The sequence below is a fragment of the Micromonospora sp. SL1-18 genome (assembly GCF_047921505.1).
GTDB lineage: Bacteria > Actinomycetota > Actinomycetes > Mycobacteriales > Micromonosporaceae > Micromonospora.
In genome coordinates this window covers 53710-65786 of the sequence record NZ_JBLROA010000012.1, presented here as the reverse complement: position 1 = coordinate 65786, position 12077 = coordinate 53710, and the positions used below count along the sequence as shown (strand labels likewise).

Here is a 12077-nt window from a genome sequence, read left to right as displayed (position 1 = left end):
CAGGGATGGAAGAGTCACCGTCCGATGCCCCGCGCCGCGGCGCCGCGCCCGGTCACCCCGGTACCGCCCAGGTGGGCCCGGCGACCCGCCTCCGCTCCGGAGCCGAAGCCGGTGCCGGCGAGCCGCCGCGCAGGCGCGGTCCGCAGGCGCGGATACACCTCGGCGAGCCGGCGCTGAACCCGGTCGGAGCGGTCGGCCAGCACCAGCGCCGTCGAGTGCGCGGCGGATCCGGCGACCGCGTCGGCCTCGGCCACGCGCAGCCGTTCCGCCACGGTGTGGGCGAAGCCGGCCAGCCAGGTACGACGGAACGCGGCCGGATGCTCACCGGCGGGTACTGAGGTGCCGGCCAGCCCGTGCGCGGCCTGCACGAGCAGCGAGGTGAAAAGCAGCTCGACCCGCTCCAGGTCACTGGCGAAGCCGAACAGGTGCATCGCGAAGCCGCTGCCCTGCCGGCGGCGTACGCAGCGGCAGCGCAGCGGATCAGCGACCGCCGCGAGCAGACCTGCCTTGTCCCGGGCGTACGGGGCGACCACCTCGACCACCCGGTCGCCGACCGGGTCGGTGGCCGGTTCCCGGGCGGCCAGCAACGCCCGGTCGACGCCGTAGCGGGCGATCAGCTCGGTCGCCTTGGCCATGAAGGCCGCCGACTCGGCGGGCGTGCAGGCCGGGTCCTCGGCCTGGGCGAGCAGCTTGCGGACCTCGCTCAGCATCGGCTCGGACATGCACCAGAGCTACCACAACACGGATGGTCACCCGGCCCGGCTGCGCAGCGTCGCCACCGTCGATCCGGCCAGGGTGAGCAGGCAGGACGGCAGCAGCCCGTCGGCCACCGCGGCTCCGAAGAGCGCCTCCCCGGTGTCGGCGTCGTCATTGGCGTACGCGCTGACAAAGCGGGCCACCCAGCGGGTGTCGTAGTCGGCCTGATCGATGCCGGGGAAGTCCAGCGCGCAGCCGCCGAGCGGGGTGCCGTCGCCGACCATGGTAGCGGCGAGGCACCACGCCACCCCGTACGCCCCGGCCAGGCCGGAGCGGTCCACCACGGCGTCGAAGGTGCCCACCACCGCATCCCCGTCGCCGGTCAGCGCCGAGCGGAGCACGGCGGTGGCGTCGTCCAGCGTCTGCTGTGCCTCGTCGGTCACCTGCCGAACAGTAGGACGGGGGGTCAAGCGGTGACCCCGAAACAGCCTGCCCGTCACGCTGCGTGACATCCGCAGTCAAGCTGCTGACGGACCGCCCTCCATCGTCCCGCTACCCGCACCAGCACGCTAATGTGCGCAGCGGAGCTTCGCCCGAGGAAGGACGACAATGCTCGTATCACGCGCGCCGCGCGCGGCCATCGTTGTGGCCAGCGCGGCGCTCCTGCTCGCCACGAGCGCCTGCGGGAGCGGCCGGCCCGAGGAGGCGACCACCGACACCCAGGTGCGCCTCTACGGCACCGACGGCAACATGGCGAACTCGTTCGCCGAGAAACTGGAGGATCGCGCCAGCCTGGTCAACGGCATGAAGGGCACGATGCCGATGACGCCGTTGCAGGAAAGCTTCAAGGAGCGGCTCCGCAAGGTAGATCCAAAGCTGAATGACTACACCTACGCCGCCGAGACGTACGACGCGATGGTGATCAGCGCCCTGGCCGCCCAGCTCGCCGGCACCACCGAGCCGACCCAGATCGCGAAGCAGATCGTCGGGGTGACCAACGGCGGCCAGCGCTGCGAGGATCCGGTGGAATGCCTGCGGCTCGCCCGCGCCGGCCAGGACATCGAGTACCGCGGGGTGTCGGTGATCCGGTCCGGGTTCACCGACGCCGGAGAGCCGTCCACCGCCAGTTATGCCACCGTGCACTTCAACCATGAAGAGCTCGACGACGGTAAGACCGAGTTCGTCGGCGCCGGTAGCGAGTCGGCGGCGAGCAGCAAAACGCCACCCACGGCGAAGAAGCAACGTGCCGGTGAGAAGGCCAAGGACGGCCCGCTGGTCTTCGGCGGGCTGCTGCCGAAGACCGGTGACCTGTCGCTGCTCTACGCGTCGATGGGGGCCGCCGCGACGCTCGCGACCAGGGAGATCAACGCGGCCGGCGGGGTGCTCGGCAAGCCGGCCGTCTGGATCGAAGGCGACGACGGCACCAACCCGGAGGTCGCCAAGGCCACGGTCGCCTCGCACGTGCGGAGGGGCGTGCACGTCATCATCGGCGCGGGCGGCTCGGGCATCACCCGTGCGGTCCTGCCGGACGTGGTCGCCGCCGGCCGGGTGCTCTTCTCCCCGTCCAACACCGACGCCGGGCTCAGCAAGGTGGACGACAACGGGCTCTACTTCCGCACCGCGCCCCCGGACACCCTCCAGGGCCGGGCGCTGGCCGACGTGATCCTGCGGGACGGGCCGCACAAGATCGCCATCGTGGCCCGTAAGGACTCCTACGGCGAGGGCCTCCAGGAGAACGTCCGCGCCGAGCTGGAGCGGGTGGGCTTCGGCAGCGACCAGGTCAAGCTGCTCACGTACGAGCCGCCGGCCGACGCGGAGGCGCCGCCGGTGGACTTTTCCGCCGGTGCCAAGGAGATAAAGGACTACGGGGCGAATGCCGTACTCATCATTGGTTTCGCCGAGTCCGCGCACGTGATCACCGCGCTGGCCGATGCCGGGGTGAAGATCCGGCACTGAACCGTCGGCGAGGGCCGCACCGGGCGAACCGGTGCGGCCCTCGTCGTTTCCGGCCCGGTCAGCGGGACCGGCGCCGCTGCAGGAACTCGGTCATCCGGCGCTGCTTCTCCTCGTCCTCGAAGAGCACCGCCTGGCTGACCAGGTCGAGCTGCGGGTGGGCGGCGGGCGGGGCGTCGACGGCCAGCTTGGTCAGCCGCAGCGCCAGCGCCGAGCCCTTGGCGATCTCGTCGAGCAGACCGTGCGCGGCGGGCAGCAGTTCCGCCGGCTCCGCCACCACCCGGTTGACCAGGCCGATCCGCAGCGCCTCGTCGGCGTCCACCCGCCGGCCGGTGAAGAGCAGCTCCTTGGCCCGGGCCTCGCCGACCAGCGCCGGCAGCCGGTAGGTCGCGCCCGCGCCGGCCAGGATGCCCAACCGCACCTCGGGCTGGCCGAACACCGTACGCGCCGTACACACCCGCAGGTCACAGGCGTACGCCAGCTCGGCGCCGCCGCCCAGCGCCGGGCCGTCCAAGGCGGCCACGGTCGGCATCGGCAGTGCCCGGATCCGCGCGAAGGCGGCCTGGTTGATGGCGGCCAGGGCGTCCAGCCGGCCGCGCTCGCGGAGCTGGCCGATGTCCGCCCCGCCGGCGAAGATGCCCTCCGTCCCGCCGGTGAGCAGCAGCAGCCGGGGCCGTGCCTCCAGCTCGGCGCAGACGGCGTGCAGCTCGGCGACCAGGTCCGCGTCGATCGCGTTGCGCTTCTCCGGCCGGTCCAGCGTGACGACCAGCCGGTCCGGCAGCTCCTCGATCCGCAGCCCGCTCACGCCACCGCCTCCCTACGGTCGGCGCCGGCGTGAGGCTTCATGGCGCTGAGCTTGATGGTTCGCTCGCTACGCTCGCTCACTGCTTCACCCCGCCTTTCCAGGTGTAGAAGCCCTGGCCGGACTTCTTGCCCAGCTTCCCGGCGGCCACCATCTCCAGCAGCAGCGGCGGCGGCGCGAACCGGTCCCCGTACGCGGTCTGGAGGGTGCGGGCGATGTCGAGCCGGACGTCCAGCCCGACCAGGTCGGTCAGCTCCAGCGGGCCGACCGGGTGCCGGTAGCCGAGCACCATCGCCTTGTCGATGTCGGCCGGGCTGGCCACCCCGTCGGCGACCATCCGGATCGCCTCCAGCCCGAGGGTCACCCCGAGCCGGGAGGTGGCGAAGCCGGGCATGTCGCGTACGACGACGGGGTCCTTGCCCAGCCGGCCGGCGAGCGCGACGGCCGCCTCGGTGGTCCCCGTCGCGGTGGCCGGGCCGACCACGATCTCCAGCAGCGCCATCGCCCAGACCGGGTTGAAAAAGTGCAGCCCGAGGAAGTCGGCCGGGCGGTCCAGCCCCTCGGCCAGCTCGGCGATCGGGATGCTGGAGGTGTTGCTGCCGAGCAGGGCGGGACGCCGCCCCTCGGCTGCCCGGAGCACCGACCGCTTGAGGTCGAGCCGCTCGGGGACCGCCTCCACGATCACGTCCGGCCTCTCGGCGACCTCGGCGAGCCCGGCCCGCAGGGTGACCCGTTCCCGGTTCGCCGCCGCCTCCTCGGCGGTCACCTTGCCGCGCTGCAGCCCGCGCTCCCACAGCTCGCCGAGACGCCGTACGGCGGCGTGGCCGCGCGCCGGGTCCACCTCGACCAGCTCGACCGCGTAGCCGGCGCCGGCCGCCACGTACGCGATGCCGAGGCCCATGGTGCCGGCCCCGACGACCACAAAACGACCACTCATGTCGTCCCCTCGCCGCGTGCGGTGGCGCACGGGGTCTCCGCCACGCCCGGCCGCCCGCTCCGCTCGTTCCTGGATGCGACCCTATGCAGGGCCGGCCCGGGCGGCGTGCGTGGGGGCGCGCCGCACCGGGTACAGACACGGCCAAGCCGAGGGAAGGATCGAGATGAGCCAGGCACCGGAGAGCAGCGAGACCGTACAGACCCGCGGCGACGAGCGGGTGGACCTGCTGCGCGCGGACACCAACCAGGACGGGCAGACCGACGTGTGGGTGGCGGACACCGACGGCGACGGGAAAGCCGACCTGTTCCAGTTCGACACCGACGGTGACGGCAAGGTGGACGTCACCATGGTCGACATCGACGAGGATGGCACGCCGGACGAGGTGGTCGACGGCGACGGCGGCCTGCCGCCGGAGCAGCACAACCCGACCGTACGGGTCTGACGTACGGGCGCGGGCTCCCGGGCCGGCCCCGGGAGCCTGGCGGCCATAATTCGGCCTCCGCGCCGCCAGGCGGCGCTTCGGACCGAATGGAGGCCGGCGCTCAGGCCAGCTTGAGGGTGGCCAGGTAGAACGGGTGGTCCCGGTCGTCCACGTCGACCAGCCGCCACGGCGAGCCGTGGACCAGCCCGGCCAGCTCGTCGACCGAGCAGACCAGATAGTCGAACCATTCGGTGCCGAGCAGCCGGTAGCGCAGCCGCATTCGGAGCTGGCCGCCGAGCCGGCCCCGCCGCCGGTTGCGCTCGTGGTAGCCGGTGTGCACCGGATCCGTGGTGCCGTACGGGTCGGTGCCCTGCGCGATCACCTGCGCGTCGGGACCGGCCAGCGCGGCGAGGGCGGCCAGGAAACCCGGTGCCCGCTCCCGCCCCTCCAGCAGCCCGAGGTTGTTGCCGAGCAGCAGGAACGTGTCGTACCGCCGGCTGTCGGCAACGTGCTGGTCGACGGTGCCGTGCACCAGGTCGCGTACGCCCCGGTGGCGGCAGACCCGCAGCGCACCGGCCGAGGTGTCCAGGCCGGTGACCGGCACCCCGCCCTGCTGGAGGTGCAGCGCGATCCGGCCGCCGCCGACGCCGACGTCCAGCACGCGCCCGCGTACCCGGTCCACGGCCCGGTGGTCGTGCGGCTGCCACGCCTCCGGTGGGTCCAGGTAGTGCGCGGCGGACACGCCGTTGACCAGGCCGTCGTCCCGCTCGACGATTTCGATGACCGGCCGGGGCAGCCGCCCGCCGGCCAGCGGCCGGGGTCCGACTCCGGTGGCGACGGCGTACGCGTCACGGATCATCTCGCCGAACACGTCGCCGATCGTGGGTTCCCCGGTCACGGCGATCACGCTAACCGGGCTCGGCCGGCCTGTCGCGGCCTTATTCTGGGCGGCGTGACCAACCTGGACCGCCTGGCAGCGGAGAAGTACGTCCTGCTCACGACGTTCCGCAGGGACGGGCGGGCGGTGCCGACGCCGGTCTGGGCGGTGCGGGACGGCGACGCGCTGGCGGTGTGGACCGCGTCGGACACCGGCAAGGTCAAGCGGATCCGGCGGAACGGCCGGGTGACGGTGGCCCCGTGCGACGTCCGCGGGCGCCCGCACGGCACGGCGCTGCCGGCGCACGCGGCGCTCTGCGATCTGGGCGGGACCCGGCGGATCCGGGGGCTGCTGAAGCAGAAGTACCGGCTGATCGGCCGGCTGAGCCTGCTGGGCAGCCGGCTGCGCCGGGGGGAGAGCGGTACGGTGGGGCTCCGGATCGTACTGGAGGACCGGACGGGCCAGGTGAGCCCCGCACACGACTAAGGGCGGCGGATCGTCGCTGTCGCGTACGTCCGGCCGCCCCTGATCGGAACGCCTGAGAAAACGTCCGGTTCGTCAGTCTCCCTGGCGCTGCTGGGGGATCTGCCCCTGCAGCAGGGCCCGAACTTCAGACTCGCGGTAACGGCGGTGGCCGCCCAAGGTCCGGATCGCGCTGAGCTTGCCAGCCTTGGCCCACCGGGTCACCGTCTTCGGGTCGACACGGAACATCGACGCCACCTCGGCCGGTGTGAGTAGCGGCTCTGGTTCATGCGTTCGCGATGCCATCGGGGTCACTCCTCCACAGGTATAGACATCGGCCGGGGTCCCGCCGGCCGACGCGTCTCCCATGGTCCGGCTAGTCCCCGATGTCCGACATGGGCCGAACGGCTGAAGGTCCCTAGACGGACGGATGAACCATGACCGATTTTTACTACTTTTACACGGCAGAAACTACCTTATTCGGACTCATGATCACGGTTCGCAATGCGTCAACTACGAGACAGTCTCGCATCGGGTGTATCGATCGGATAATTCGGGCTAGTTCGATCGGATAATTCGAGCTAGTTGCAGCGCTCCAGCAACTGCACCGCCCGCCACCGGGCGACCAGCCTGTCGTACGCCGCCGAAGCCTCCTCGGCCTCGCCTCGGGAGAGCCCGGCCAGCCCGGAGGCGACCAGCTCGGTCGAGTCGTCGGCCGCCAGCATCTCGTCCGGCAGCAGCTGCACCAGGCCGCCGTAGTCCAGCTCGACGACCGAGCGCGGGTGGAACTCCTCCAGCCACCGGGCGGCCTCCTCGACCGCCTCGGTGATCGGGGCCTCCCCCACCGACTTGCGCAGCACGGACAGCGCCCGGGACGACCGCCGGCGCGCCTTCGAGATCTCGGTCCGGTAGCGCAGCGCCCGCCGGTCCGACTCGGTCACCAGGTGCCGCTCCTGCGCGTCGAAGAGCACGAACCAGCGCAGCGGCACGCCCCAGGTGGCGATCTGCTCGTGCACCCGCGGCACCCCGTGCTCCAGCACCCGCGCCCCGCTGCGCCAGTCCTCCACCACCGCCTTGGCCTGGCCGGCCAGGACCGGCGGGACGAACGCGTCGGCGAGCACCGGGGGCACGCCGTCCCGGGCGCTCAGCGCCGCCTCGGCCACCCGGATCCGCAGGTTCCACGGGCAGACCAGGAGCGAGTCGTCGGTCTCCAGCACGTACGCCTCGTCCGGCAGGTCCGGCAGCCGGGTCCAGCCCGCGCCGAGCGCCTCGATCACCGCGGTCCGCTGGCGGACCGGCCCCTCCAGCGGCGCGACGGCCCGGCCCTCGTTGACATAGCGGCGCCAGAACGACTGGCGATCTCGGTCGAAGGCGGTCAGCGGCTCGTACACACGCAGGTAAGAAGCGAAGAGCGACGGCACGGCGCGATCCTCCCACGATTCGGTACCCGTAAGTTGCCGGCGTGGCCTGGCGACGCGACGTGCGCGACAGTACGGCCTCGGCCGATATTAGGCTCAGCAGCACCGGCAGCATCCCGCCGGCGCGCCACCAGGTCCGCACCCCACAAGGGCGCACACCGACACAGGAGTCAGCCATGGGCGTATTCGCCACCACCGACGACCCGGGATCCACGGGACACGAACAGGTCGTGTTCTGCCAGGACAAGCAGTCCGGCCTCAAGGCGATCATCGGGATCTACTCCACCGCGCTGGGCCCCGCGCTCGGCGGCACCCGGTTCTACCCTTACGCCAGCGAGGAGGAGGCCCTCGCCGACGTGCTCGACCTCTCCCGCGGCATGGCGTACAAGAACGCCCTGGCCGGTCTCGATCTCGGTGGCGGCAAGGCGGTCATCTGGGGCGATCCGGAGCAGATCAAGAGCGAGCCGCTGCTGCGCGCGTACGGCCGTTTCGTGGAGTCCCTGGGCGGGCGCTACTACACCGCCTGCGACGTCGGCACCTACGTCGCCGACATGGACGTGATCGCCCGCGAGACGCGGTACGTCACCGGCCGTAGCGTGGAGCACGGCGGTGCCGGTGACTCCTCGATCCTGACCGCCTGGGGCGTCTTCCAGGGCATGCGGGCCGCCGCCGAGCACGTCTGGGGCGACCCGACGCTGGCCGGCCGGCGGGTCGGCGTGGCCGGCCTGGGCAAGGTCGGCAAGTACCTGACCGGCCACCTGCTGGGCGACGGGGCCGAGGTCGTGGCGACCGACGTCAACCCGAAGGCCCTGGAGTGGGTGCGCGCCAACCACCCGCAGGTCGAGCTGGTCGACGACACCGCCGCGCTGGTCGCCTCCGACATCGACGTGTACGCCCCGTGCGCGCTGGGCGGCGCGCTGAACGACGACACCGTGCCGATGCTACGGGCCAAGGTGGTCACCGGCGCGGCGAACAACCAGCTCGCCCACCCGGGCATCGAGAAGATCCTCGCCGACCAGGGCATCCTCTACACCCCCGACTACGTGGTCAACGCCGGCGGTGTGATCCAGGTCGCCGACGAGATCGAGGGCTTCAACTTCGAGCGGGCCAAGCTGCGGGCCACCCGGATCTACGACACCACCCGCGAGATCCTTCGGCTCGCCGACGACGAGGGCGTGCCGCCCGCGGTGGCCGCGGACCGGCTCGCCGAGCGGCGGATGGCCGAGGTCGGCCGGCTCCGCACGATCCGGGTGCGGTGAACATCACGTCGGGGGCGGGGCGCGGCTCCGCCCCCGGCGCGATACGACGGCCCGGCCGGCGTTACGCTGGAAAATGGGGGAGTTGAGACCGATTTGACCGCTGTCACGGCCGGTCACGGCACCCGCTCCTTACCGGGTACACTTTGTGACGGCCGGATCACTGCGACGCGCAGGGGCGGCTGACGGTAACCCGAGGTGCCGAACGGTGGCATCCCCATGTACCGTAAGAGCCACGAGAGATGCCTGACGTCATCGGGGCCCGCCTTCGGGCTGCCCCGCATTCTGTGCGAGGGGGTCGAGCCATGGGGCGCGGCCGTGCTAAGGCCAAGCAGACAAAGGTGGCGCGGGAGTTGAAGTATCACTCCCCGAACACCGACCTCGCCGCCTTGCAGCGAGAACTCGGCGGCAGCGGAAAGTCGGACCACGACTTCGACGACGACTACAAAGAGTATGTCGACGACGATGACGAGGACCACGCGGACGAGGACCCGGACACCTGGGCCCGTCCGGCCCGCTGACCTCCGGTCACATCTGAGCACGCGGTAAGCCCCGCGTGCTCACGCATGTGCTCTGCGGAAGCCGGCGTACGACCGACGATCAAGGGCCCTGCCGCACCGACGGGACACCCTATGCTGCGGCAGGTCCTTGATCGCGGAGTCGCACCCTCAGCGGGGCCGGTTGTTCCAGTTGTAGAACGTCGGGATGTTCTCGAAGTGGTTCCACGCGCACACCGCGCTGGCCCCGTCGCTGCCCGACACCTCCGCCCGCAGCAGCCGCGCGGCCTCGGCCTCGTGGAGCAGTGCGGTCAACCCCACGGCGGCTTCCCGCACCCGCTCGACGACCGGGTCCGGATCAGCTCCCCTGACGCGCTCAGGCTGCCGGTGACTGGTGTCCTCGGGCATGCTCCAACACTCCCTCCAGTAGGCGGATCTTGCTGTTGCGGCAGTGCTCGGTCTCCGTACCGTCGAAGCGGCCCTGTTCGAAGTAGCGGTTGGCGGCGTGGCCACCACCGCAGAAGCCGAAGTACGGGCAGGACGACCGGCACCCCTCGACCCCGGCGAGGAACTCCGCGACCCAGGGCGTCCGCCCCACTCCGGCCAGGATCTCGGCCAGCGGGGTGGTCAGCACGTTGCCGCTGCCGAAGTCGCCGTACCCCGGATCGGTGAAGCCGGCCAGCTCCGGCGAGAGCACCACCACCGAGCCGTCGTGGGCGACGGTGGGGATCGGGTCGAGCTGGCGGGGCAGCAGCTCGTCCGCCGTGCCGGCCAGGACCGCCCCGGCGTACCGCAGCGACCACTCCACCTCGCGCAGGTGGATCCGGGGATTCCGGCGCCACGCGCCGACCAGCTCCGCCCAGAACGCGGTCACCGCGGCGGCGTCCCGCGCGTTGCTGCGGGTGTTGATCCCCTCGGTCTCCTCGATGTTGACGCCGAGCACGTCGCAGCCGAGGTCGAGGAAGTAGTCGTACAGCTCGGCGGCGAGGCCGGGACCGGGCCGGGACACCACGGCGAGGGCCGAGAACGGCAGCCCGTGCCGACGCAGCGCCCCCACCCCGGCCATGATCCGGTCGTACGCAGGCCGGCCGCCCCGGGTGACCCGCTCCGCGTTGCGTTCCCGCGGCCCGTCCACGCTCACGCTGACCCGGACGCCGTGCTCTGCGAAGAACGCGCACCAGGCGTCGTCGATCAGCGTGGCGTTGGTCTGGACGTGGTGCTCCACCTCAGGCGCGAACGGGGCCAGCAGGGCGGCCAGATGGTCCCTGCCGGCCGCGAGGGGCTCTCCGCCGTGCCAGACGACGGAGAAGCGCCCAGCCGCCGCCCACGGGTTCACCGAGGCCGCCACAGCCTCCGCGACCGCGACCGGCATCCGCCGGTCCGCCGCCCGCATAGGCAGGTAGCAGTAGGCGCAGTCGAGGTTGCACAGCGTGGTCGGCTGCATCACCACGTACGAGGGGACGGCGGCGATACCCCGCATCCCGGCGTGCGTACGAGTAGCCATCAACCCTCCCCCGTCAGCCCGAAGCGCCCTTCAGGCTAGGCGGCGGTGGCCACTCGGGTGAACCCCCGATCAGGTGCCCGGATGATCAACGGAGTGTGATCATCCCCGGGTGTGGTGACCGACCATCTGCACGTTGCCGGAGCCCTCGATGATCTCGCCGGCCTGCCAGGCGTCGACCCCACGGCCGGTCAGGGTGGCCAGCGCGCGATCGGCGTCCTCGGCAGAGACGATGGCGAACATGCCGACGCCCATGTTGAAGGTCGCCTCCATCTCCTGGTCCTCGATCCGGCCCTTGGACTGGATCAGGTCGAAGATCGGCTGCGGCTTCCAGGTGGAGCGGTTGACCACCGCGTCGACGTGCTCCGGCAGGATCCGGACCAGGTTGCCCGGGATGCCGCCGCCGGTGACGTGGGCCAGCGTCCGCACCTCGGCCTCGGCGATCAGCTTGAGGCAGTCCTGCGCGTAGATCTTGGTCGGCGTGAGCAGCTCCTCGCCGAGGGTCCGCTGCCGGCCGAAGTCCTCGATCACCACGTCCAGCCGCATCCGGCCGGCGCCGAGCAGCACGTGCCGGACCAGCGAGTAGCCGTTGGAGTGCAGGCCGGAGGAGCGCATCGCGATCACGACGTCGCCCACCTCGACCCGCTCGGAGCTGAGGATCTCGCTCTCCTCCACCACGCCGACGCCGGTGGCGGAGATGTCGTACTCGTCCGGGCGCAACACGCCGGGGTGCTCCGCGGTCTCGCCACCGAGCAGCGCACAGCCCGCGTACCGGCAGCCGTCGGCGATGCCCGCGCCGATCTCGGCGACCTTGTCCGGCACGACCTCGCCGGTGGCGATGTAGTCGAGCAGGAAGAGCGGCTCGGCGCCGCAGGCGACCAGGTCGTCGACCACCATCGCGACCAGGTCGATGCCGACCGTGTCGTGGATGTCGAGCTGCTGGGCGATCACCAGCTTGGTGCCCACGCCGTCGGTGGACGAGGCGAGGATCGGGTTCTTGTATTTCTGCGTGTCCAGCCGGAACAGGCCGGCGAAGCCGCCCAGGTCACCCAGGACCTCAGGGCGTCGGGTCTGCTTGACCTTGGACTTCAGCAGCTCGACCGCGCGGTCGCCCGCCTCGATCGACACCCCCGCGTCGGCGTATGAGACCGAACGTTTGCGCATCGTACGGCTGGTGCCGGCCGTCCAGGGCTGGTGGTCGCCGCCGGCGCTCATCGGGCTGGTTCCTGCGCCGCTGCGCTCGGACACGTGCGTCAC

15 protein-coding genes are annotated in these 12077 nt (G+C 71.7%); 5 read left to right on the top strand and 10 right to left on the bottom strand.

The window, feature by feature from the left end:
- Positions 1 to 14: 14 nt before the first annotated feature.
- Positions 15 to 722: a DUF2786 domain-containing protein gene (locus ACNAW0_RS08130; RefSeq protein ID WP_416287113.1), complete on the bottom strand. Its 708-nt coding sequence runs from the start codon at positions 720 to 722 to the stop codon at positions 15 to 17.
- A 27-nt stretch (positions 723 to 749) separates the two neighbouring features.
- Positions 750 to 1139, bottom strand: a complete 390-nt coding sequence (locus ACNAW0_RS08125; RefSeq protein WP_416287112.1) for a hypothetical protein — start codon at positions 1137 to 1139, stop codon at positions 750 to 752.
- 166 nt (positions 1140 to 1305) lie between these two features.
- Between ACNAW0_RS08125 and ACNAW0_RS08120 the strand changes: the two genes are divergently transcribed.
- The gene (locus ACNAW0_RS08120) at positions 1306 to 2652 is read left to right on the top strand and encodes an ABC transporter substrate-binding protein (RefSeq protein WP_416287111.1); all 1347 of its coding nucleotides are present in this window, start codon (positions 1306 to 1308) and stop codon (positions 2650 to 2652) included.
- Between the two features lie 58 nt (positions 2653 to 2710).
- On the opposite strand, the gene ACNAW0_RS08115 is transcribed toward ACNAW0_RS08120, so the two are convergent.
- Positions 2711 to 3454 (bottom strand): enoyl-CoA hydratase/isomerase family protein, encoded by a 744-nt coding sequence (locus tag ACNAW0_RS08115; RefSeq protein ID WP_416287110.1) that lies wholly within the window; start codon positions 3452 to 3454, stop codon positions 2711 to 2713.
- Positions 3455 to 3530: 76 nt separating this feature from the next.
- On the bottom strand, positions 3531 to 4388 hold the full coding sequence (locus tag ACNAW0_RS08110; RefSeq protein WP_416287109.1) for a 3-hydroxyacyl-CoA dehydrogenase family protein: 858 nt from the start codon (positions 4386 to 4388) through the stop codon (positions 3531 to 3533).
- 163 nt (positions 4389 to 4551) lie between these two features.
- Between ACNAW0_RS08110 and ACNAW0_RS08105 the strand changes: the two genes are divergently transcribed.
- Positions 4552 to 4830 (top strand): hypothetical protein, encoded by a 279-nt coding sequence (locus ACNAW0_RS08105; RefSeq protein WP_416287108.1) that lies wholly within the window; start codon positions 4552 to 4554, stop codon positions 4828 to 4830.
- Positions 4831 to 4930: 100 nt separating this feature from the next.
- Here ACNAW0_RS08105 and ACNAW0_RS08100 read toward each other — a convergent pair whose 3' ends face one another.
- Positions 4931 to 5707 carry a class I SAM-dependent methyltransferase gene (locus ACNAW0_RS08100; RefSeq protein ID WP_416287107.1) on the bottom strand — a complete coding sequence of 259 codons (777 nt, stop codon included), beginning with the start codon at positions 5705 to 5707 and terminating at the stop codon, positions 4931 to 4933.
- Positions 5708 to 5761: 54 nt separating this feature from the next.
- Between ACNAW0_RS08100 and ACNAW0_RS08095 the strand changes: the two genes are divergently transcribed.
- Positions 5762 to 6172 carry a PPOX class F420-dependent oxidoreductase gene (locus ACNAW0_RS08095; RefSeq protein ID WP_416287106.1) on the top strand — a complete coding sequence of 137 codons (411 nt, stop codon included), beginning with the start codon at positions 5762 to 5764 and terminating at the stop codon, positions 6170 to 6172.
- A gap of 72 nt (positions 6173 to 6244) precedes the next feature.
- Here the strand turns inward: ACNAW0_RS08095 and ACNAW0_RS08090 are convergent, their stop codons facing one another.
- Both ACNAW0_RS08090 and ACNAW0_RS08085 read right to left on the bottom strand, forming a co-directional pair.
- The gene (locus tag ACNAW0_RS08090) at positions 6245 to 6454 is read right to left on the bottom strand and encodes a BldC family transcriptional regulator (RefSeq protein WP_007073996.1); all 210 of its coding nucleotides are present in this window, start codon (positions 6452 to 6454) and stop codon (positions 6245 to 6247) included.
- Positions 6455 to 6729: 275 nt separating this feature from the next.
- Positions 6730 to 7569 carry a hypothetical protein gene (locus tag ACNAW0_RS08085; protein ID WP_416287105.1) on the bottom strand — a complete coding sequence of 280 codons (840 nt, stop codon included), beginning with the start codon at positions 7567 to 7569 and terminating at the stop codon, positions 6730 to 6732.
- A gap of 173 nt (positions 7570 to 7742) precedes the next feature.
- Between ACNAW0_RS08085 and ACNAW0_RS08080 the strand changes: the two genes are divergently transcribed.
- Positions 7743 to 8825, top strand: coding sequence for a Glu/Leu/Phe/Val family dehydrogenase (locus ACNAW0_RS08080; RefSeq protein ID WP_416287104.1), 1083 nt, complete (start codon positions 7743 to 7745; stop codon positions 8823 to 8825).
- A 302-nt stretch (positions 8826 to 9127) separates the two neighbouring features.
- Entirely contained in the window at positions 9128 to 9343 is a 216-nt protein-coding gene (locus tag ACNAW0_RS08075) for a DUF3073 domain-containing protein (RefSeq protein WP_416287103.1), read from the top strand.
- 147 nt (positions 9344 to 9490) lie between these two features.
- Here the strand turns inward: ACNAW0_RS08075 and amcA are convergent, their stop codons facing one another.
- The 3 genes from amcA to purM form a co-directional block, all read right to left on the bottom strand.
- Entirely contained in the window at positions 9491 to 9727 is a 237-nt protein-coding gene (gene amcA, locus ACNAW0_RS08070) for a multiple cyclophane-containing RiPP AmcA (protein WP_416287102.1), read from the bottom strand.
- Positions 9696 to 10799 carry a cyclophane-forming radical SAM peptide maturase AmcB gene (amcB, locus tag ACNAW0_RS08065; protein WP_416287187.1) on the bottom strand — a complete coding sequence of 368 codons (1104 nt, stop codon included), beginning with the start codon at positions 10797 to 10799 and terminating at the stop codon, positions 9696 to 9698. The genes amcA and amcB overlap by 32 nt, the downstream gene beginning before the upstream one ends.
- Before the next feature lie 123 nt (positions 10800 to 10922).
- Positions 10923 to 12077 carry a phosphoribosylformylglycinamidine cyclo-ligase gene (gene purM, locus ACNAW0_RS08060; protein ID WP_416287101.1) on the bottom strand — a complete coding sequence of 385 codons (1155 nt, stop codon included), beginning with the start codon at positions 12075 to 12077 and terminating at the stop codon, positions 10923 to 10925.

What these genes read in the sequence shown, in the direction of transcription:
- ACNAW0_RS08130 (WP_416287113.1), bottom strand. Translation starts at nt 722, where the DNA reads ATGTCCGAGCCGATGCTGAGCGAGGTCCGCAAGCTGCTCGCCCAGGCC.
- ACNAW0_RS08120 (WP_416287111.1), top strand. Translation starts at nt 1,306, where the DNA reads ATGCTCGTATCACGCGCGCCGCGCGCGGCCATCGTTGTGGCCAGCGCG.
- ACNAW0_RS08110 (WP_416287109.1), bottom strand. Translation starts at nt 4,388, where the DNA reads ATGAGTGGTCGTTTTGTGGTCGTCGGGGCCGGCACCATGGGCCTCGGC.
- ACNAW0_RS08105 (WP_416287108.1), top strand. Translation starts at nt 4,552, where the DNA reads ATGAGCCAGGCACCGGAGAGCAGCGAGACCGTACAGACCCGCGGCGAC.
- ACNAW0_RS08090 (WP_007073996.1), bottom strand. Translation starts at nt 6,454, where the DNA reads ATGGCATCGCGAACGCATGAACCAGAGCCGCTACTCACACCGGCCGAG.
- ACNAW0_RS08080 (WP_416287104.1), top strand. Translation starts at nt 7,743, where the DNA reads ATGGGCGTATTCGCCACCACCGACGACCCGGGATCCACGGGACACGAA.
- ACNAW0_RS08075 (WP_416287103.1), top strand. Translation starts at nt 9,128, where the DNA reads ATGGGGCGCGGCCGTGCTAAGGCCAAGCAGACAAAGGTGGCGCGGGAG.
- amcA (WP_416287102.1), bottom strand. Translation starts at nt 9,727, where the DNA reads ATGCCCGAGGACACCAGTCACCGGCAGCCTGAGCGCGTCAGGGGAGCT.
- amcB (WP_416287187.1), bottom strand. Translation starts at nt 10,799, where the DNA reads ATGCGGGGTATCGCCGCCGTCCCCTCGTACGTGGTGATGCAGCCGACC.